Source organism: Listeria sp. LM90SB2, assembly GCF_028867355.1.
Lineage (GTDB): Bacteria > Bacillota > Bacilli > Lactobacillales > Listeriaceae > Listeria > Listeria monocytogenes_B.
Genome location: NZ_CP046449.1, coordinates 2,527,445 through 2,548,563 on the forward strand (window position 1 = coordinate 2,527,445; position 21,119 = coordinate 2,548,563).

At 38.0% G+C, this 21,119-nt stretch carries 17 protein-coding genes and 3 pseudogenes; all 20 read right to left on the reverse strand.

Translation table 11 applies throughout. The annotated features are described in order from the left end of the window. The 20 genes and pseudogenes from rapZ to GL301_RS12595 all read right to left on the reverse strand — a co-directional run bounded on the left by rapZ (position 1) and on the right by GL301_RS12595 (position 20,936). Entirely contained in the window at positions 1–876 is an 876-nt protein-coding gene (rapZ, locus tag GL301_RS12500) for an RNase adapter RapZ (protein WP_003722606.1), read from the reverse strand. A 107-nt stretch (positions 877–983) separates the two neighbouring features. Beyond that, the gene (locus GL301_RS12505) at positions 984–2,714 is read right to left on the reverse strand and encodes a phospho-sugar mutase (RefSeq protein WP_003734494.1); all 1,731 of its coding nucleotides are present in this window, start codon (positions 2,712–2,714) and stop codon (positions 984–986) included. A 41-nt stretch (positions 2,715–2,755) separates the two neighbouring features. Continuing rightward, positions 2,756–3,817, reverse strand: a complete 1,062-nt coding sequence (locus GL301_RS12510; protein ID WP_003741152.1) for an aldose epimerase family protein — start codon at positions 3,815–3,817, stop codon at positions 2,756–2,758. Positions 3,818–3,833: 16 nt separating this feature from the next. Continuing rightward, on the reverse strand, positions 3,834–4,817 hold the full coding sequence (gene galE, locus GL301_RS12515) for a UDP-glucose 4-epimerase GalE (RefSeq protein WP_003725411.1): 984 nt from the start codon (positions 4,815–4,817) through the stop codon (positions 3,834–3,836). A gap of 119 nt (positions 4,818–4,936) precedes the next feature. After that, positions 4,937–5,896 carry a thioredoxin-disulfide reductase gene (gene trxB, locus GL301_RS12520; RefSeq protein WP_003722610.1) on the reverse strand — a complete coding sequence of 320 codons (960 nt, stop codon included), beginning with the start codon at positions 5,894–5,896 and terminating at the stop codon, positions 4,937–4,939. Between the two features lie 78 nt (positions 5,897–5,974). Beyond that, the gene (locus tag GL301_RS12525) at positions 5,975–7,450 is read right to left on the reverse strand and encodes a tetratricopeptide repeat protein (RefSeq protein WP_003725412.1); all 1,476 of its coding nucleotides are present in this window, start codon (positions 7,448–7,450) and stop codon (positions 5,975–5,977) included. A gap of 84 nt (positions 7,451–7,534) precedes the next feature. After that, positions 7,535–8,032, reverse strand: a complete 498-nt coding sequence (locus GL301_RS12530; RefSeq protein WP_003725413.1) for an acyltransferase — start codon at positions 8,030–8,032, stop codon at positions 7,535–7,537. A 3-nt stretch (positions 8,033–8,035) separates the two neighbouring features. Continuing rightward, on the reverse strand, positions 8,036–8,689 hold the full coding sequence (gene ppaX, locus GL301_RS12535) for a pyrophosphatase PpaX (protein ID WP_003725414.1): 654 nt from the start codon (positions 8,687–8,689) through the stop codon (positions 8,036–8,038). A 43-nt stretch (positions 8,690–8,732) separates the two neighbouring features. After that, complete coding sequence (lgt, locus tag GL301_RS12540) at positions 8,733–9,566, reverse strand: prolipoprotein diacylglyceryl transferase (RefSeq protein WP_003725415.1); 834 nt, start codon at positions 9,564–9,566, stop codon at positions 8,733–8,735. Between the two features lie 85 nt (positions 9,567–9,651). Further along, positions 9,652–10,591: pseudogene (gene hprK / locus GL301_RS12545) on the reverse strand (HPr(Ser) kinase/phosphatase). Positions 10,592–10,777: 186 nt separating this feature from the next. After that, the gene (locus GL301_RS12550; protein ID WP_003725416.1) at positions 10,778–11,131 is read right to left on the reverse strand and encodes a phage holin family protein; all 354 of its coding nucleotides are present in this window, start codon (positions 11,129–11,131) and stop codon (positions 10,778–10,780) included. Positions 11,132–11,139: 8 nt separating this feature from the next. After that, entirely contained in the window at positions 11,140–11,340 is a 201-nt protein-coding gene (locus GL301_RS12555; protein WP_003725417.1) for a PspC domain-containing protein, read from the reverse strand. Positions 11,341–11,363: 23 nt separating this feature from the next. Next, the gene (locus GL301_RS12560) at positions 11,364–12,575 is read right to left on the reverse strand and encodes a DUF4097 family beta strand repeat-containing protein (RefSeq protein ID WP_003725418.1); all 1,212 of its coding nucleotides are present in this window, start codon (positions 12,573–12,575) and stop codon (positions 11,364–11,366) included. A gap of 66 nt (positions 12,576–12,641) precedes the next feature. After that, positions 12,642–13,903, reverse strand: a pseudogene (locus tag GL301_RS12565) (DUF4097 family beta strand repeat-containing protein). Positions 13,904–14,111: 208 nt separating this feature from the next. Next, positions 14,112–16,975, reverse strand: a pseudogene (gene uvrA, locus GL301_RS12570) (excinuclease ABC subunit UvrA). Positions 16,976–16,982: 7 nt separating this feature from the next. Beyond that, positions 16,983–18,959 carry an excinuclease ABC subunit UvrB gene (uvrB, locus tag GL301_RS12575; protein WP_003725421.1) on the reverse strand — a complete coding sequence of 659 codons (1,977 nt, stop codon included), beginning with the start codon at positions 18,957–18,959 and terminating at the stop codon, positions 16,983–16,985. A gap of 250 nt (positions 18,960–19,209) precedes the next feature. Beyond that, a complete protein-coding gene (locus GL301_RS12580) occupies positions 19,210–19,449 on the reverse strand; it encodes a CsbA family protein (protein ID WP_003725422.1) in 240 nt (79 codons plus the stop codon). A gap of 20 nt (positions 19,450–19,469) precedes the next feature. Further along, positions 19,470–20,117, reverse strand: coding sequence for an HD domain-containing protein (locus GL301_RS12585; RefSeq protein ID WP_003725423.1), 648 nt, complete (start codon positions 20,115–20,117; stop codon positions 19,470–19,472). Between the two features lie 21 nt (positions 20,118–20,138). Next, positions 20,139–20,525 (reverse strand): hypothetical protein, encoded by a 387-nt coding sequence (locus GL301_RS12590; protein ID WP_003727904.1) that lies wholly within the window; start codon positions 20,523–20,525, stop codon positions 20,139–20,141. A gap of 105 nt (positions 20,526–20,630) precedes the next feature. Continuing rightward, positions 20,631–20,936 carry an ArsR/SmtB family transcription factor gene (locus GL301_RS12595; RefSeq protein ID WP_003725425.1) on the reverse strand — a complete coding sequence of 102 codons (306 nt, stop codon included), beginning with the start codon at positions 20,934–20,936 and terminating at the stop codon, positions 20,631–20,633. Positions 20,937–21,119: the final 183 nt, after the last annotated feature.

The following is a 21,119-nucleotide window of genomic DNA, read 5'->3' on the forward strand; positions in this document are numbered from 1 at the left end:
TTAACGGCCCTTTCTACGTTTCATATCTCGGTGTGAAATCGTTGTTTCATATTTTTGTTGAATTGCCTTACCAACGAACTCTGTCAAAGCTACTGAACGATGCTGTCCTCCAGTACATCCAATGGCAATAACTAATTGTGTTTTTCCTTCTCGTTTGTAAAAAGGAAGTGTAAACATTAATAGATCTACTAACTTATCTAAAAAGGTCTGCGTTTCTGGCCATTTCATCACATATTCATACACATCTTCATCAAGTCCTGTCAACGGACGCATTTTGTCAATGTAATGCGGATTCGGTAAAAAGCGCACATCAAACACTAAATCAGCATCAATCGGAATGCCGTATTTGAAACCAAATGACATCAATTGCACATTGAATATATCTTTATCTTCGGTTTGGAATTCATTGTTAATTCGCTCGCGTAACTCACGTGGCGCCATATTCGATGTATTAATAACTAACTGCGAACGGCCTTTTAAATCACTAAGCAGTTCGCGCTCTGCATTAATCCCGTCTAGCACAGACCCATTAGGCTCCAGTGGATGGTGGCGGCGCGTTTCTTTATAACGCGAAACAAGTACCTTATCATCAGCCTCTAAAAAGAGGATTTTCGTTGTTATAAAATTGGTATTATCTAGCTCATCTAGCGCTGGTTCAATGGAATCGAAAAACTCACGGCCGCGAAGATCCATTACGAGCGCGATTTTATCCATTTTATCGCTTTCTTTCATTAGCTCCCAGAACTTTGGAAGTAAACTTGGCGGTAAATTATCTACACAAAAATAACCGAGATCTTCTAAAGACTGCATTGCGACTGTTTTTCCTGCTCCAGACATCCCAGTAATGATTACTAATTTTAATTGTTTAGAAGCCATATCTGCCTCATCCTTTCGCACAAATAATATCTATCTTCCATTTTAGCACACTTCTCACTAGAAAATCCCGGAAAAGTCTCTAAAGCGAGTTTCCGGGATTTTTCTTTTTAAGCTTCGATATGTTGCATCAAATCAGCTTTCACTTTTTCTAATTTTGTTGCACTTTCTTCTTTACTTTCACCACGAATACTAAAGTAGAATTTGATTTTCGGTTCTGTGCCGGATGGACGTAAACAGAACCATGAACCATCTTCAAAATAACATTTAATGACATCTGCTGTTGGCAAATGAATCGCTTCCGTTTTTCCGGTAGCAATCCAAGTTGTTTCGCTTCTTAAATAATCTTCCGCACGTTCCACGGGGAATCCACCCATACTTGTTGGTAGTTGCTCGCGAAAATTACTTGTAATTTCTTTGATGCGCCGAGAACCATCCTTACCGCTTAAAGTTAAGGAAACTAGATCTTCTTTGTAATAGCCAAACTCAGCATAAATTTGCTCTAAATCTTCTAGTAAACTTCCACCTTCTACTTTGCTAACGAGCGCCACTTCCGCAATCGCAAGCACCGCTTGAATCGCATCTTTATCACGCGTAAACGGCTTAACCATATAACCATTACTTTCTTCATAACCAAATTCAAACGTATGCTTGCCAGTTTCTTCAAAGTGCTTAATTTGTTCTGCAATAAATTTGAAACCAGTTAATACTTCAATCATTTCCGCACCGTAATGTTTCGCGATTTCTGTTCCAAGATTACTTGTTACAATAGATTTTAATACCGCTGCATTAGCTGGCAATTCATTTTGCGCTTTCTTTTGTTTTAATAAATAATGTAAAATAATCGCGCCAATTTGGTTTCCAGATAACACTTCATATTCGCCGTCAAGATTACGAACTGCCACGCCTAAACGGTCAGCATCCGGATCTGTTCCGACTAAAATGTCGCCACCAAACTTCTTACCATATTCAATCGCAAGTAAAAAGGCTTCGCGGTTTTCCGGGTTAGGCGATTTTACCGTTCCAAAATCGGGATCATTCACAAATTGCTCGTCAACCTTAACAATATTCGTAAAGCCAACACTTTCAAGCGCAGGAACGCCAAGAATTCCGCCAGTACCATGAAGGGGCGTGAAAACAATTTTCAAATCCTCCCCTCGTTCTTGAACAAGCTCTTTATTGACAATAACCTCTTTTAATTTTTCCAAATATGGACGGTCTACTTTTTCACTGATTACCTCAAGTAAACCATTTTCAATTAATAGCTCTTGGTTCGCTACTTCTACAGAAAAAATATCCTCTACCGCGTTTATGTATTCAATTACAGCACTTGCCCCTGTTGGAGGCATTTGTCCGCCATCTTCACCATAAATCTTGTAGCCATTGTATTCTGGTGGGTTATGGCTAGCTGTAATAACAATCCCACCAAACGCATTTAAATGACGTACTGCAAAGGAAAGTTCGGGTGTTGGTCGAAGCGCATCAAAAACATAGCTTTTCACACCATGATGCCCTAATACCGCCGCCGATTCAAAAGCAAATTCACGCGACATATGACGAGGATCATACGCAATAACTATCCCACGTTTTTTAGCCTCTTCCCCGTTCTCCGCCACAAATTGCGCCAAACCTAGAGAAGCCTTACGAATAGTATAGATATTCATGCGGTTTGTTCCAGCGCCTAGTACACCACGCATCCCAGCCGTTCCAAATTCCATATTACGATAAAAACTATCCTCAAGTTCTTTTTCATTTGCTTCCATATTCGTTAATTGTTTTCTTAATGTGCTATCTAATTTGTCATTAGCAACCCATTTTTGATATTCTTCTTGCCAATTCATTCTCTACACTCCTTCATTTAGAACTCTTTAATTAAAATTTATCAGCTCTCCACTGTGAAACGAAAAGCTGTTCTAGATGTAAAAGGTTTTTCTGGTCGAAGTACAATATCACCAAATCCGTCATGGTTAATCGCATCTACTAAACCCTGTGTTTCCATTGTTATGCCAGCATATTTTGGCACAGTTCGCTCGCCAATCTCAAAAGAGCCATCCAAACTATTCGCCGTATAAATTAATACCGAGTCAGCTTTGGTTTCCATTTCCAAGCGCCGTCCTGACTTTGGATCAAACAAAACTGCATCTGGACGACTATTTTCATGTTTTAAAATGAATGCATGATCCAGCCCCGCACCAACTAATTTTACTTGCTGGTCCTGACTTTGTGTAATCTCCGCTACTTCACGACCTGCACGCAAATCAAAGATAGTATTTTCCGCTAACCGCTTTTCCCCAATTGGGAGAAACTCTTCATCAATTGGTAGGAAGCTGTCACTATTAACCCAAAGCTGATGTTGTAAAACCGTTGAACCAGCTTCTCCGCTTAGATTAAAATAAATATGATTGCTCGGGTTATATATAGTCGGCTGATCGCTTTTCGCTTCATAATCAAGCAGCCATTCATTTTTATTATTTAACGTATATGTCATTTTTGCATCAATATTTCCTGGATAGCCATTTTCTCCATCCGCCCAGCAGTATTCAAAAGTCATCACAATTTGATCAAGACTTTTTTCTACTGAAACATCCCAAAGCTTCTTACTAAAATTGAATTTCCCACCGTGACGATGGTTAGCTCCTTCATTTTGAATCAGTTGAAATTGTTTACCGTCCAAACTAAATTGCCCATTTGTAATGCGTCCAGCAACAGGGCCAAGTGTCGCGCCGAAGTATGGGGAGTGTGCCAAATAATCATCTAAATTTGTAAAACCAAGACTAATATTCGCAAAATCACCAAATTTATCTTTTGTTTCAAGGGAAGTAACAATCGCTCCGTAATTTAAAACACTCATGCGCATACCATGATCATTTACCATCGTCCACTTCCAAACAGTTTCTCCCTCAAACTCCCCAAATCGCTCCTTCATTACTTCGATAAAAATCACATTCCTTCATAAGTTATTAATAGCCATTTGGATGAGATACGTGCCATTTCCAAGCAGTGGCGATAATATCTTTTACGTCTGTATAAGTTGGCTCCCAACCAAGAATTTCACGCGCTTTATCACTTGAAGCAATTAACGTTCCTGGATCTCCTGCACGGCGTGGTACAACTTCAGCTGGAATTTCTTTACCTGTTACAGTACGAGCTGCTTCAAGCATTTCTTTCACTGAAAAACCGTTACTGCTACCAAGGTTGAAAATATTACTTTCCCCGCCATTTTTCAAGTATTCTAGCGCTTTAATATGCGCGTCAATTAAATCTTCTACTTGTACATAATCACGAATACAAGTACCATCAGGCGTATTGTAGTCGTCACCGTAAATCGCTAATTTTTCTCGTTGACCAAGCGCAACTTGTAAAATAATTGGGACTAAGTGTGATTCTGGTTTGTGATCTTCCCCAATTGAACCATCCGCTTTGGCGCCAGCAACATTAAAATACCGGAGTGCAACATATTTCATATCATACGCTTTATCGCACCATTTCATCATTTTTTCCATGATTAGCTTCGTTTCGCCGTAAGTACTTTCCGGATTTGTTGGCATATCTTCCGTAATCGGTACTCGTTCTGGCTCACCATATGTTGCAGCGCTAGAAGAAAAGACAATATGCTTCACACCAAATTGCTCCATCACTTCTAAGACAATTTGCGTACCATAAACATTATTATTTAAATAAACAAGCGGTACTTCCATCGATTCTCCTACAAGTGAACTAGCAGCAAAGTGAATCACACCATCTACCTTTTCTTTTTCAAAAACTGAACTTAAAAATGCCTTATCTCGAATATCTCCTTCATAAAATTTTGCCTTTGTATGAATGGATTCCTTGTGCCCTGTTCTTAAATTATCAATAACTACTACTTCATATCCGCGAGTAATTAACTCATCTACTGCATGTGAACCGATATAGCCAGCGCCACCAAGTACAACAATACTCATTATTATCTCTCTCCTAACAATAGTCTTTGTCTTCCATTTTACACTACTCAAGTCTATATAGTCACGCAAAAATGGGTCTAAGATAAATAATCTCAGACCCATTCGAGTTTTCTTTACTGTTATTTAGCTGCCTCTGCTTCTAGCGACTCTTTTAATTCTTCTACATATTTTTGAGCGTTTTGTCCAGCAAGTCCGCCATCGCCTGTTGCTGTTACAATTTGGCGTAAGCTTTTCGCACGAACATCACCAGCTGCAAAAATACCAGGAAGGTTTGTACGCATTTCCTCGTCCGTTACGATGTATCCTTCATCATCTGTAATACCTAAATTTAAGAATGCTTTCGTAAGTGGAACAAGTCCAACATAGATGAAAACACCATCCACTGGCATAATAGATTCGGAACCATCCACTGTGGAAACAAGTTTTGCTCCAGTTACTTTTTTGCCATCGCCAACAATTTCTTCTACTGTACTATTCCAAATGAAATCAACTTTTTCATCTTTGAAAGCACGATCTTGTAAAATTTGTTGTGCGCGCAATTTATCACGACGGTGTACTATCGTTACTTTATCTGCATAACGAGTCAAATAAGTTCCTTCTTCCACTGCAGAGTCTCCGCCGCCAACCACGATTAATTCGCGATTTTTGAAGAACGCTCCATCACAAACAGCACAATAAGAAACGCCGCGTCCACTAAGCTCTTCTTCGCCAGCTGCACCAAGTTTCCGGTGTTCAGCACCAGTCGCAATAATAATCGCCCGAGCTTTATAGGTTTTCGATCCAGCCGTTACAGTTTTAAATTCTTTGCCATCAACGACTTCTTTAATGTCCCCATAAGCATACTCAGCGCCAAATTGTTTCGCACCGCTAAGCATCTTATCGGATAAATCTGGTCCTAAAATACTATCAAATCCAGGGTAATTTTCAACCTCAGCTGTGTTAACCATTTGTCCACCAGGTACTCCGCGTTCAATCATTAACGTATCTAAATCTGCACGGGAAGTATATAAAGCAGCTGTCATTCCAGCTGGTCCCGCTCCAATAATAATCACATCATAAATTTTTTCTTCACTAGCCATTCTTTTTGCCCTCCTCGTTTATGTGTATACAATAGTTAGCCTAAATTAATCCTAATACGGAATAGCAAAAAGGTCTATTTATCTGCTCAGAACTCGCTCAATATCTCGCGCACATTTACTACATTCAAATTCTTCTACTAATTCAAGCTTCAAATGAGGTAAAAACAGCTTAGCAATCGCACTAGCCACAGTTTCTATCGTATAACGACCAAGTATTAAATCTTTCCCAGCATCTATTAAAACTAACGAAAACATCTGCTTATATAACGCCATATTTTCTTCATTTAACAAAACACCATTTTCTTTTAAAATAATCATCGCTTTTGCAATCAGATAACCATTTTGTTCAATAGCCCCATCCGGAAAATAATCAAAATTAGTAAACATTAAATGCTCCATGTAAGACCAATCGCTCATATCAAGTAACGGGTGAAATAATACTAACTCCGGACGATTTCCAGAAATAGTTAATGCATAAACACCTAGCATATGAGTCAAATCATCTTCCTCTTGAAGCATCTCAAGCACCAGTCGCGTGTCATTCGTTAAATCCGCCTCTTGCTCCCACGGAAACCGAACATCTTCATACAAATCACACTCTAAAAAGGAATGCCAAAACATTTTTGCCCCTTCCACATCCCCTAAATAATAGGAAGATTTCGCACGGAAATAATAATACTTACTACGCTCAGTCACTTCCAAGTCAGCCACTTGTTCAAGCAAATCATCCGCTTCCTCGTATTCACCCATCATCGCATGAATCAGACCAAGCTTCTCTTTATGATGCGCTAGAACCGGTAGGACATCCCGAAGTTCCAGATAAAGCTCATCCGCCTCTTTACGATTCCCCTTATAAAAGTGATAAATAAATAAATCACAAATACCCAAGAGATTACCTGGATTTCTCGATAATAAATCACTTAAAACTCTGACTCCCTCTTCTTCTTTCAGTTGCTCAAAATAAAGCGAAGCGAGTTGATTATAAGCAGGCCAAAAATTCGGTTTTTCATCAATGACTTTTCTTAAAATATCGCAAGCAGCTGCACTATCTTCTTCTGCTAAATAACGATTAATTTCTTTTTTATAAGAATAGAATTCTTGTTCTAATTTAGAAAAGCCATTTTCAATTGTCTCACCAAAAGGCGTTTCTTCTAATAAAACTTCAATTAAATCTTTAGCTTCCTCGGTATATTCACCATCAGTTGAACTATCCAAATAACGATTAGCATATTGTAACGCTCTCCGATAATCTTTCATATACGCAAAATTATTAGCAATAAAATAATAACAGTATTCCATGTTCCCATTACGCTGTTCTAAAACTTCTCTAAGTAGCTGATTCGATTTATGGAATTGACCAATTTCTGTATAACATATCGCCAGCTGACAAAGAATAACAGCTTCTCCTGGCTCCAGTTCGGATGCCCGCACTAAATACCTGATTGCTTCTTTAATTCTTTGATCACGAAACGCTTCGACACCGCGTTCAAAATAAAACTGACCATTTGGATAAAATGGATAGATTTTTGCGGGTGTTTTTTTGTCTTTTTCCATTTTTCCACCTCCAAGATACCTTTATCCTAATGAGTATAACATAGAATTTATGACTTTGGGCGACAAAAAAAGCTACTTTGACTTTTACGTCAGAGTAGCTTTTTCTTTTATTATTAATGGATTTCCATAAGCAAAACTACCAGCCGGGACATCCACCGAGACAACCGCCCCAGCAGCAATCACAGCCCCGTCTCCAATTACTGTGCCCGGAAGAATGGTGACATTCGCGCCAACCATCACATCCCGACCAATCACAACTTCCCCAACACGGTACTCCGAAAGTAAATATTCATGCGTCAAGATAGTTGTATGATAACCAATAATCGAGTTTTCGCCAATCATAATCTTTTCCGGAAAAAATAAATCCGGCATAACTTTATAGGCAATGGCAGTCTTCTCGCCAATTTCCATTCCAAGACATGCGCGATAAATTGCACGCTTACCGCCCATCCATGGAAAAAAACGACCAAGTTCTATTACTAGCGTATTCTTCAAAACCTTCCAAAAAGAAATCGTTTTATACACTTGAAAAAGGGTGTTGACTGTATCATCGGGTGCCTTAAACCTATCCAGCCGCCTCAAATTCTATTCCTCGTCCCTAACAATTGCGAGTAAATCGCTCATTTTTTCTAACATGAAATCTGGCTGAAACTGCGCCAAATGTTCTGGTCCTTTAATCGCCCAAGCTACACCCGCAGTTAGGGTTTCCGCATTTTTTCCAGCTTCAATATCATGATAATTATCGCCAATCATAATCGCTTCTTCTTTTGTCGCATTTAATAAAGAAAGAGCCATCTCAATACCTTCAGGATCTGGTTTAGCATTAGACACTTGATCTAACCCAATCACCACTTGGAAAAATTTATCCAAGCCAGTTACCTTGAGACCTCGCATAATCGTATCATACATTTTCGTCGATACAATTCCAAGTTTATAATCTTCTTCATATAAAGCACGAATTGCTTCATAAACTCCATCATATTCTAAAATTAAATCATCATGATGCTTCAAATTATACTCTCGGTAAAAAGCGCGCATCTCATCTGCATGCGCTGGATTTATTTCCCGGAAAGTCTCCATTAAAGAAGGCCCGATAAACGGTAAAATGTCCTCTCTAGTAAAAACCCGGTCCGGCATGAATTCTTGAAATGTCACTTGAAATGTTTTGATAATCAATTCATTCGTATTTATAAGCGTACCATCTAAGTCAAACAACAATGTAGTAATTTTCCCAGTCATAATTTCTTCCTTTCTTAATCAAACTCGAAAATCTCCAACTTTTTTATTTCTTTTTAACTACTTTACCAAATTTATCTTCCATATAATATGGTGGATTCATTTTCATACGACGATAAATAATAATACCAATAGACAAAACAATAAGAAGTAAAGATAGCACTTGCGAAACTCTAAAGTCCCCCCACATTAAGCTATCTGTCCGCATTCCTTCAATAAAGAATCTTCCAAATGAATACCAAATTACATAGCCGAGGAACAACTCCCCACGACGAATTTTTGTGCGACGAATAATTAATAGAACAATAAATCCAAGCACATTCCATAAACTCTCATATAAGAAAGTCGGTTGATAATAAGCACCATCTATGTACATCTGGTTGATAATAAAATCTGGTAAATGAAGGCTTTCCAGAAAAGAACGCGTTGTTTCTGCACCATGAGCTTCTTGGTTCATGAAGTTTCCCCAACGCCCGATTGCCTGCGCAATAATCAAACTTGGCGCAACGACATCCGCAAGTTGCCAGAACGAAATTTTCTTAATCCGCGAGAAAATAATTGCCGTTAAAACTGCACCAATTAGCGCGCCATAAATAGCAATACCTCCGTGCCAGATTTTCACTATTTCGCCTAAATTATTCTTATAGAAATCCCACTCAAAAATAACATAGTAAATTCGAGCACTAATAATTGAAATCGGAATTGCCCAAATCAGCAAATCCACAATAATTTCTTTATCCATTTTGCGCTTGTTTGCTTCACTTAAAGCAAGAAGTAACGCGATGACAACAGCCGAAGCAATAATAACTCCGTACCATTTCACAGATATACTACCAATTTGAATCGCCACCGGATCAAGTGGCTGAACACCATTACCCATAATTCCCCTACTTTCAAAAAGACAACTCCGCAACCAAACAAGCATTTTTGTAAAGTTTGGCTGCGGAGATGCTTTCACTATTTATTTAATCATTCATACTGCTGTTATGACCTATTAAATTATTCAGGTCTTGTGTAAATTGCTCTGCCGCGTTTGTACCCCATATTCTTTAATCGGAAATTCATTGCCGCTACCTCAATAATAACAGATAAATTTCGTCCCGGTCGAACAGGCACCGTAATTTTCGGAATATCCATATCAAAGATTTTTGTCTTTTCTTGGTCTAATCCGACACGATCATAATGCTTATCAGGATCCCAATTTTCAAGGTGCACAACGATAGTAATTTTTTTACTAGAACGAACAGCGCCTGCTCCAAATAAAGTCATTACATTAATAATCCCCAACCCGCGAATCTCGAGTAAATGTTCAATAATCGCTGGAGAAGAACCGATTAACGTCATTTCATCCTCTTGGCGAATTTCCACATTATCATCTGCTACGAGTCTATGCCCGCGTTTTACAAGCTCCAGTGCTGTTTCACTTTTACCAACACCACTGCTCCCCGTAATCAACACACCTAAACCATATATATCCACTAGAACACCATGCATCGAAATAACTGGCGCAAGTCTGCTTTCTAAGTAATTCGTAATATAAACAGATAAACGTGTCGTTTTAAGTCGTGAACGTAATACCGGAATATCAGCTTCTTTCGCTGCTGCTACTAATTCTTTCGGCACTTCTAAATTTCTAGAAATCACAAAAGCAGGCGTCCGCTTCGTACACATTTGTTTATATCTTTTGAGACGTTCTTCAGGTTCCATTCCTTCAGAAAACGATATTTCAGTCATGCCAAAAAGTTGCACACGATCTTCTGGATAATAAGAGAAAAACCCAGTAAGTTCCAGCCCCGGCCGAGATAAGTCACTTGTTGAAATTGGCCGTTCAAGTCCCGTTTCCGAACAAATTAACTCTAAATTAAGTCGTTCCTTTAAATCCTTTACCGTAACCGATTTTGTCATGCAAGTACCTCCAAATGAATTATAAAAGTCCATTACTGTTCGCTACAAAATATTATTTAGAAAGCTCCTTCTCATTTTAGCACTTTAGAAGGAATCAAGCTACCTCTTTCTACTCAAATGGCTCTACATAGCAAAACCAGCTACATTTAAAAGACTATTTTTAGCCTCAAAATGTAGCTGGAATGTTTATTTTTCTTTGTTACCCCATAAAACGGAATTAATAATCATGTTTGCGAATGCCATAATTGCTGCGAGAATTAACGCTGTTCCAAAACCATCAATTTGGAAAGAATCTCCAATAAAGAAGGTAGTCATTTCAAGCATAATTGCATTCACAACAAAGGTGAAAAGTCCAAGTGTGAAAATATTAATTGGTAATGTTAAAAGGAGTAAAATAGGTCTAATTAGCATATTTAGAATTGCTAATATAAAACTCGCTAGTAGCGCTGTCGTGAATCCATCTACATGAAAACTTGTAAAGAATCCTGATAAAGCTACGAAAAGCACCGAGTTAATAATTACGCCTATAATCCAACGCATGTTTTAGTTCACTCCCATTCTGATTCAGGTGTTGCTGTTGGCATAATAATCGCAGCTAGAATATACAGTAAAATCCCAGTACCAAAGAATAGAACTGCTCCAGCCCAAAGTAAACGAATGATGGTTACTTCAATGCCAAAGTATTCTGCAAGTCCACCACAGACACCAGCAATCATTTTTTGTGAAGAAGATTTATATAACTTTTTCATTGTTTTCCCTTCCTTTCATTTTATTAAACGTTCTTTGTTTCCAGTTCAGAAACTTTAATAATTCCATTTCCTACTTTTGCTTGAAGTGTCGCCATGCTTATTTCTTCTGCGTTTTGAGTGAAGACAAAAGTTCTTTCTGCGTCATCCCAAATTTTTGCATTTTTTAAGTCAAAATAGATTTTTTCTTTTTTAGTTCCAAGTGTTCCATCGACATTCCATGTTGGCGGAATTTGAATTCGAATATCGCCATTTGGTGCTTCTAAATCTGAGGCCGAGGAAGTATCATTTTCGAGTATATACTCAACGTCCCCTTGTGCAGCTTTAGCAATCGTTGTAAGAAAGCTACCTTGAAGCGCAATATCTCCTTTAGCAGTAGACATATCTACATTCTCTACTGTGCTACGTTTGAAGAAAATTTCTCCATCCGCTGATTCTGTGCTCAAAAATTTACCACTAGCTCCTGATGAGCGAATATCACCGTGACGTGTTTTAATAATAGCATCTTCAGCAGCTGTATCGTCATATTTCAAATTACCATTTAAGAGCTGAATTTTCACTTGCTCGTATAAACGTTTTGGAATAGTAACAACTAAATCGGTTTTTAAAAGTTCATTTTTTGATTCGAAAGTGAAATTGTCCGGAGAAATATCAAGCATCGTTTGACTAAAGAAGTAATCCCATAGTTTTTCTTCGCTTAATTGACGAATAGATCGCGCTTTTTCATGTACAGCTAGTACTGCACGGATTTTCATTTGTTCTTTGTCCCAAGAACGGATAATAACGTCCCCGGTCGCCACTCTAATAGTAAAGGAACGGAAAGTCGCATTATCAAAATTGAATTCTCGTACTGGACGAGGGCGAGCTTCTTTCTTCCTTGCGCCGTGATGAATTGGTTCAGCATTTTCTGGTCTTGGTCTTCTATGATGATGACTATTTCTCATTGCTTCTCGCACTTCCTGTCTAGCTTGATTACGTCCTAGGTGACGATTTCTTTTTTCCTCCACGCGGCGACGATGCCGTTCAAGTACTTCTTCATTACTTGTATCGGAAGAAGGAATCACAAACAAGGCTACTATATAAGCGATAATCGCAATACCGGTTTTCATCGTAATAATGGTGATGATAATATAAATTAGTCGCAGAAGTGTGGCATCTATCCCTAGAAACTCAGCTAGTCCACCAAACACACCGCCGACTTTCCGGTCCACTCTTGATCTTCTTAATTTTTTATCCATGTTAGCTCTTCCTTTCTTATATCTATGTAAAATCTAGCGCGCATTCCGGCGCTAGATTTCGTTTAATTATTTTACATCGCGAATTTTTACGGAGCCAGTAGTTGCTTCTGCTTCGATTTTCAAGGAAGAATCAGCTGCATCTGGTAGTTTAGTGAAAATAATTGATTTACTTACGGACTCTGTTTTAGATTCAAGAATTTCGGCATCTTTTAAATCTAAAAGTAATTTACCTAAGTTTGTGTGGAAACGGCCATCTACACCAATTGCTGCGGGTACAACCACATCGATATTACCTGCACCAGTTTTTGCTTTTAAGAAAGTAGCTTCATTTCCAGTTAGTTGATAATTTACATTACCATTTTTAGTTTGTAAATTGGTGGAGTAATAATTACCTTTTACTGCTACGTTACCGTTGAATGTTTTCAGTGCAACATCACGAATTTCACCATTTTGGATACGAACATTACCATTAATTGACTCAATTTCTGCCAAAGTAGCATTTAAAGTACCAATACTAATATTACCATTGGTTGTTTTCACAAATAAATCACGACCGGATAATTCATCCATATGGAAGTTACCATTAAGCATTTTAACGGAAACATAATCGTACTCACGACGAGGCAAGTATACAGTTAAGTTTGTAACGATTTGTTTTGATTTAGACTCAAAACGTAAAGTTTCTTCATCTACACGTAAAGTTGTTTTATCAAAGAAGATTTTAAGTGCTTCATCTTCTGGATATTCTTTGAATAGTTTAATCATCGCGTGAACTTTGATATCGTTCGAATCAGATGGTTTAAATTCAATATTACCATTAGCAATTTCAAATTCTAAAATAGAAAGTGTTGTGTCATGATAAATGAAATCACGTTCGATTTTCGTTGAAGTTAAGAACGGGAATGGCATATCTTTCACTTGTTTAAATGCACTATTTAGGAAAGAACCGATTTTTTCACCCGCTTGGGATAAATCATTAACCATATTGCGCATGGAGTCTTCACGATCTTTAGAGAATTTTCGCCGCCCCTCTTCTTCGTCTCTTTCATGATTTTCTGGAGTCGGTTCTGGGCGTCTTTTACGACTTTTTGGAGGTGTATAAGGGTTTCCTTGATTGTTCCAACCTTTACTGTAATCGTATGATGGTTCTTCTTTTGTTTCTTCTTCGACTGTTCTTCTTCTCTCGGAGCCGCAGACCGACGAATATTTTCTTTTGCTGCTGTTTTACCTTCTTTTTTGGAAATATTTTCAAGTAGAGTAAGGGCTTCTTCAGTGGATATAATACCTTGTTTTACTAATTCGAGAATACGTTTACGTTCATTTTCCATTTTCATTTCCTCCTATAATTTAGGCTAAACTATTTTAGGCTTGCTTTCACATGCAAGTGACATATCTGTTTTATCTATGACTCTATTATGAAGGAAAATATAATTTCTGTCATACAACCAGAGGATGATTATTTGTTTGGACTTTGGGTGGTTTGTTCTTAAGGACTATTAAAAACCCCGCTTATGTTTTGCATAAGCGGGGTTTTGATTATTTTTTCTTGGCTGTTGCGATTCGTTCTTTGTGCGTTCTTTATCGCGTTCTAAAATTGGTTTCAAGTATTTACCTGTATATGATTTTTTCGAGCGAGCGATTTTTTCAGGTGTGCCGGTTGCAATAATTTGACCGCCACCATCGCCGCCTTCTGGTCCTAAATCAATCAAGTAATCCGCTTGTTTAATTACGTCAAGGTTATGCTCAATAACAAGTACTGTGTCGCCATTTTCTTCTACAAGTCTTGTAATACTTTGAGTAAACGACCAATATCATCTGCGTGGAGACCAGTGGTTGGTTCATCAAGAATATAGAAAGATTTTCCGTTACTACGCTTGTGAAGTTCCGAAGCTAGCTTAACACGCTGTGCTTCACCACCAGAAAGAGTCGTAGCAGGTTGCCCAAGTCGAATATAACCAAGTCCAACATCCACAATCGTTTGCAGTTTACGTGCAATTCTCGGTTGGTTAGTGAAATATTCTAGGCCTTCTTCTACAGTCATCTCTAATACTTCAGCAATATTTTGCCTTTGTAACGAATATCTAACGTTTCGCCATTGTATCGTTTTCCATGACAAACTTCACAGGGTACATATACATCGGGCAAGAAATGCATTTCAATTTTGATGATTCCGTCGCCTTTACACGCCTCACAACGTCACCTTTTACGTTAAAACTAAAGCGACCTTTTTTATAACCGCGAACTTTGGCTTCATTTGTGCTTGCAAAAAGGTCACGAATATCATCGAAAGCCCCTGTATAAGTAGCTGGATTCGATCTCGGTGTTCTTCCGATTGTGATTGATCTATATTGATGATTTTTTCTAGGTTTTCGATACCTTTTATTTCTTTATGTTCACCTGGTTTTGCGTGGTTTCTATTTAGTTTTCTCGCTAATGCTTTTCGTAATACTTCATTCACTAGCGAACTTTTACCTGAACCTGAAACTCCAGTTACACAAGAAAAAGTAGCTAGTGGAATTTTTGCATTTACGTTTTTGAGATTATTTGCTTTAGCACCAATAATTTCTAATTCTAGTCCGTTACCTTTTCTACGTTTAGCAGGAACTGGAATAAATTTTTTACCTGAAAGATAGTCACCAGTGATGGAATTTTTATTTTTGGCAACTTCTTCTGGAGTTCCGGCTGCAACAATTCGTCCACCGTGTTCCCCTGCACCTGGACCAATATCAATAAGATAATCTGCGGCCATCATCGTATCTTCGTCATGCTCAACGACAATAAGCGTGTTTCCAATGTCACGCATACTTTGGAGTGTGCTGATTAAACGGTCATTATCTCGTTGATGAAGACCGATGGAAGGTTCATCTAGAATATAAAGTACCCCAGTAAGTCTGACCGATTTGTGTAGCAAGTCGAATTCGCTGCGCCTCACCACCAGATAGCGTCCCAGCTGCACGGCTCATTGTTAGATAGTCGAGCCCAACATTTTTTAAGAAGCCTAGTCTAGCACGAACTTCTTTGAAAATCGGCGCTGCAATTTGTGTTTCTTTTTCAGAGAGTTCTAAGCCATCAAAGAAATCTAGTGCTTCATTAATAGAAAACTCACTGATTTGGCCAATATGATGATTGTTTACTTTAACAGAAAGTGTTTCTTCTTTTAGACGATAACCTTTACAAGATGGACATGGTAAATCAGTCATATATTGCGCCATTTGATCACGCGTAAAGTCGGAATTTGTCTCACGATAGCGGCGTTCGATATTTGGAAGTATCCCTTCAAAAGGAATCCACGTTTCGCGTGTCATTCCAAAATCATTTTTGTATTCGAAGTAGAATTCTTTGTCTTTTGATCCATTTAAAATAATATCTAATTCTTCTTTCGTTAGTTTCTCCAAAGGTGTATCCATATCTATTCCGAACTCTTTACAAGCCGAAGCTAGCATTTGTGGATAGTATTGCGAGCTAATTGGGCGCCAAGGAATAATAGCACCTTCATTTAGAGACAGACTTCTATCTGGAATAACTGTGTCGACATCGACTTCAAGTTTAGTGCCAAGTCCATCACATGTTGGACAAGCGCCAAATGGGCTATTGAAAGAGAACATTCTTGGTTCTAATTCACCAACGGAAAACCCACAATAAGGGCACGCATAGTGTTCACTAAATAATAATTCTTTATCGCCCATTATATCAACAACCGCATAACCATCAGCTAAACGAAGAGCCGCTTCAATGGAGTCATACAAACGAGTATTGATACCTTCTTTAATCACAATGCGATCAATAATGATTTCAATAGAATGCTTTTTATTCTTCTCGATTTCAATTTCGTCATTGATATCATAAATTTCTCCATCAACACGAATTCGAACATAGCCTTCTTTTTTTATTTCCTCAATAGTTTTCTTATGGGTTCCTTTTTTACCAGAAACGATTGGAGCCATTATTTGAATACGTGTTTTTTCTGGATATTCTAGAACGCGATCCACCATTTGTTCGATTGTTTGGGAAGTGATTTCAATACCGTGATTTGGACAAACTGGATGCCCAACACGAGCATAAAGTAAGCGCAAATAGTCATGGATTTCTGTGACAGTACCAACAGTTGAACGTGGATTACGGCTTGTTGTTTTTTGATCAATCGAAATGGCAGGGCTTAATCCTTCAATTAAATCTACATCTGGTTTATCCATTTGGCCTAAAAATTGGCGCGCATATGCGGACAAAGACTCTACATAACGTCTTTGTCCTTCTGCGTAAATCGTATCAAAAGCAAGCGAAGATTTACCTGAACCTGAAAGTCCAGTCATAACTACTAATTTGTCTCTAGGAATCTCTACATCAATGTTTTTTAAGTTATGGGCTCTTGCACCCTGAATTACTATTTTCTCTTTATCCAATTTCGCTTCATCCTTCCGCTTTTATTTCCAGTAAAGCATCGCGAAGTTCAGCAGCACGTTCGAAATCAAGTGCTTTGGCTGCTTCTTTCATTTCATGTTCCATACCTTCAATGAACACATCGCGTTCTTTCTTAGACATTTTGCTTAAATCATGTTGCTTCACTGCTTCTCTTTCATCTGCGGCAGAAGTCGCTGCGATGATACCACGAATTTCTTTTTTGATTGTTTTTGGCGTAATGCCATGTTTTTCATTATATTCAATTTGGATTTTACGACGGCGTTCTGTTTCGCCAATAGAATTGCGCATCGAATCGGTCATTTTATCAGCATACATGATTACTCGACCGTTTTCATTACGAGCGGCTCGACCCATTGTTTGAATTAAGGAACGCTCGGAACGAAGGAATCCTTCTTTGTCCGCATCTAAAATAGCGACAAGAGATACTTCAGGTAAATCGATTCCTTCGCGAAGTAAATTAATTCCAACGATAACATCATACACACCAAGTCGGAGGTCGCGAATGATTTCGATTCGCTCTAACGTCTTCACTTCCGAGTGGAGATATTGTACTTTAACACCAGCTTCTTTGAGATAATTGGTCAAATCCTCTGACATTTTTTTCGTTAAAGTGGTGATTAAAACACGTTCGTTTTTCTCGACACGATCATTAATCTCATCCATTAAGTCATCGATTTGTCCTTGAATCGGGCGAATTTCTACGATTGGATCTAGCAAGCCGGTTGGTCGGATGATTTGTTCAATGACATCCGGATTTTTTTCTAGTTCATAAGGGCCTGGTGTGGCGGAAATGAACATAATTTGATTGATATGTTTTTCAAATTCTTCTAATCTTAGCGGACGGTTATCTAAAGCACTTGGTAGTCTAAAACCATGATCAACTAGCATTTGTTTTCTGGCTTGGTCACCGTTAAACATACCACGGATTTGTGGCATCGTAACGTGTGACTCATCAATTACCATTTGGAAATCGTCTGGGAAGTAATCGAGTAACGTGTATGGTGTAACTCCCGCTGGACGAAGGGATAAATGTCTAGAATAGTTCTCAATACCAGAGCAATAACCCATTTCTTCCATCATTTCTAAATCATAATTCGTCCGTTGTTCAAGGCGCTGAGCTTCGAGTAATTTATTATCTGCACGTAAAACTTGGAGGCGGTCTTCGAGTTCCGCTTTTATATTAACAATTGCTTTTTTCATAATATCAGGTCTGGTAACAAAGTGAGATGCCGGGAAAATGGAAACATGTTCTCTTTCTCCAATAATTTCGCCAGTAAGTGCATCTACCTCTCTAATACGTTCAATTTCATCACCGAAAAATTCAATCCTCATGCAGTGCTCGTCTCTTGATGCCGGGAAAATTTCGACAACATCACCGCGAACACGGAAGCGTCCACGTTGAAAATCTATATCATTTCGATCATATTGAATGTCTACTAATTTACGCAGTAGCTGATCACGGCTAATTTCCATACCAACACGAAGCGAAACGAGCATCTCTCCATATTCAATCGGCGAACCTAAGCCATAAATACACGATACACTCGCAATGATAATTACATCACGACGTTCAAAAAGCGCAGCAGTAGCAGAGTGACGAAGCTTATCTATTTCATCATTGATACTTGCATCTTTTTCGATGTATGTGTCGCTTTGCGGAACATAGGCTTCTGGTTGATAGTAATCATAGTAACTGACAAAATATTCTACAGCGTTATTTGGGAAAAATTCTTTAAACTCGCTATACAGCTGTCCTGCTAACGTCTTATTGTGGGCCATGACAAGTGTTGGCTTATTTACTTCCTGAATCACGTTGGATACGGTAAAAGTTTTCCCTGTACCGGTTGCACCAAGTAAAGTTTGGTGTTTCAAGCCTTTTTTTAATCCCGCAACTAATTGTTCTATCGCTCTAGGTTGGTCTCCTTGTGGGCTATACTTAGAAACTAACTCAAATTTATCCTTCAACTCGGATTCCCCCTATTCTTTATCGGTCCGATTCTGGTATCTGAAAAGCTTTATTTGTGAAAAGTCCAGCAAAGCAAAAAGCGGATTTTTCAGATCCGTTAATGTTTCTATTTTATCATAAATATTTTAATTAGCCTAGCAAAAACCGAACATATTTTCGTATTTGTTGAAAAATAAAAAACGCAACCTGTGGATTACGCTTTTCTTTATTTTATCACTTTTACGCTTTTCTACCTATATATTTGCTTTGTTAAAAATCACTGCCACTCTTCTTTAAACGTCGCAGCATATATGTTGCAAGCACAAAACCAATGGTCATCGAAAAAGCATCAATAATAATAAGCCACATAGAATTTGTATAACCTAACTTGGCAGAAGCGACGATCAAAATTACCATCAAAAGCAAAGCGACATAACGATTATAGGTGATTCTCGCAAAAAGAATAACAAGGAGACAAGGGAAAATAAGCGCAGATATAATTTGATCCATCTTACTTTCCTCCCCCTTTTTTACGCGTCTCGCAATGCTTTGGTCGTTATTTCCGTTGTAAGCTGTGGTAATTCTGTTTTTTCGATACCTTTTTCAGCAAGCATATCTGGTAAAATTTCTTTTAAAAAATACTTCACGCTAGCCATTTCTCGGTACTGATAAATGGTTGCAAGTGCTTCACTATAAATCTCCACAAAAATATTTTCTGGATTTCCTTTTTGAATTTCACCAAAGGATTCATATAACAGGTCTACTTTATCAGAAATTGCGAGGATTTTCCCTTCCAACGTACTGTCTTTACCTTCTTTTAGCAAATGACGATAAATTGGTTGATACGTTTCTGGGATTTCTCGTTCAATAAAATTTTTTGTCATGCTTTCTTCTACTTCTGAAAGCATTTCGCGGAGTTCTGTCGTTGCATATTTCACAGGCGTTTTAATATCCCCGATGAAAAGCTCTGAATAATCGTGGTTTAGCGCTTTTTCGTATAGTGCACGCCAATTCACTTCATTCCCAGCTTCTTCCTCTACAGCGCCGAAAAATTGAGCAATGGATGTAACTTTATATGAATGTTCTGCAACAGAGTGCTCTTGATATTTAAATTTTCCTGGGCAACGATAAATGTTTTCTAAATCTGATAAACTTTGGAAATATTGATGAATTCCCATATTATCCCTCCATCCTTCGTTTTATTCTTCACGTTTTTGTTTTTTATTGGCCGGATTAGTGTTTTCGATTTCACGCATCATCAGCGCCGCAGCATAACCAATTAAAGCAATCATTGCGGCTGAGTAAGTTCTAAAATTATCGGTAGCAAAAATAAAAATAATTGCTGAAAATAAAAGTGTCGTCAGTATTCCCCAGCTAAACAACTTTGTTCCGCGCGCCGTTCCGACTTTCATATGCGAATAAATACCAACATAACAAACGAACTGAATGATAATAAATTGCACAACAGATAAACCAATAACTGCTGTGAGATTACTATTCCAAACAACTGCTAAAATCGCAATAATAATCATCACAATAATCCCTATAATAACAATGAACTTCTGCATTGGTGATAATTTCTTCAAAATACTTCCTCCAAGCTTTTATTTGTTACTTACTTTACCATAATCTCTGTTTATTTGGGATAAAAAACACCCATCATTCCTAAAAGGTTTTCTGAGCGTTCTTACTTAATGATGGTGCACGTGGCGAATTGCTTGTGTGAGTAATTCTAATACGTGATTATCATCTTGCATATAATAAATCGTCGTGCCTTCACGTCTTGATTTCACAAGTCTTAAGTTTTTTAAAAAACGCAGCTGGTGAGAAACAGTTGTCTGGTTAAACGCAAGTGTTCGCGCAATTTCATTCACAGAGTATTCGCGGTCTTGAAGCAAATTTAAAATCTGCACACGCGTTGGATCAGAAAGCGCCTTAAATATCTGCGTAACACTAAATAGCGTTTCTTCATCTAAAGATTGTTTTGCGTTTTCCATTAAATATCACTCCATTTTCCATATATGTTCATATACTCATATGATACTTAAATAGGAATGATTCCGCAAGTTTAACAACACATCTATTAAAAAATGATTAAATATGAGCAAAAACAAGATTTTCTCTGTTTCAATGATACAATTTTTTTATCATTAAGAAAGGAGAGCTGGGGAATAAAAGGG

Excerpts from the sequence above, each read along its gene's own strand:
- rapZ (WP_003722606.1), bottom strand. The coding sequence starts at position 876 with ATGGCTTCTAAACAATTAAAATTAGTAATCATTACTGGGATGTCTGGA.
- GL301_RS12505 (WP_003734494.1), bottom strand. The coding sequence starts at position 2,714 with ATGAATTGGCAAGAAGAATATCAAAAATGGGTTGCTAATGACAAATTA.
- galE (WP_003725411.1), bottom strand. The coding sequence starts at position 4,817 with ATGAGTATTGTTGTACTTGGTGGCGCTGGCTATATCGGTTCACATGCA.
- trxB (WP_003722610.1), bottom strand. The coding sequence starts at position 5,896 with ATGGCTAGTGAAGAAAAAATTTATGATGTGATTATTATTGGAGCGGGA.
- GL301_RS12525 (WP_003725412.1), bottom strand. The coding sequence starts at position 7,450 with ATGGAAAAAGACAAAAAAACACCCGCAAAAATCTATCCATTTTATCCA.
- ppaX (WP_003725414.1), bottom strand. The coding sequence starts at position 8,689 with ATGACTGGGAAAATTACTACATTGTTGTTTGACTTAGATGGTACGCTT.
- lgt (WP_003725415.1), bottom strand. The coding sequence starts at position 9,566 with ATGGGTAATGGTGTTCAGCCACTTGATCCGGTGGCGATTCAAATTGGT.
- GL301_RS12550 (WP_003725416.1), bottom strand. The coding sequence starts at position 11,131 with ATGCGTTGGATTATAGGCGTAATTATTAACTCGGTGCTTTTCGTAGCT.
- GL301_RS12555 (WP_003725417.1), bottom strand. The coding sequence starts at position 11,340 with ATGAAAAAGTTATATAAATCTTCTTCACAAAAAATGATTGCTGGTGTC.
- GL301_RS12560 (WP_003725418.1), bottom strand. The coding sequence starts at position 12,575 with ATGGATAAAAAATTAAGAAGATCAAGAGTGGACCGGAAAGTCGGCGGT.
- GL301_RS12580 (WP_003725422.1), bottom strand. The coding sequence starts at position 19,449 with ATGGATCAAATTATATCTGCGCTTATTTTCCCTTGTCTCCTTGTTATT.
- GL301_RS12585 (WP_003725423.1), bottom strand. The coding sequence starts at position 20,117 with ATGGGAATTCATCAATATTTCCAAAGTTTATCAGATTTAGAAAACATT.
- GL301_RS12595 (WP_003725425.1), bottom strand. The coding sequence starts at position 20,936 with ATGGAAAACGCAAAACAATCTTTAGATGAAGAAACGCTATTTAGTGTT.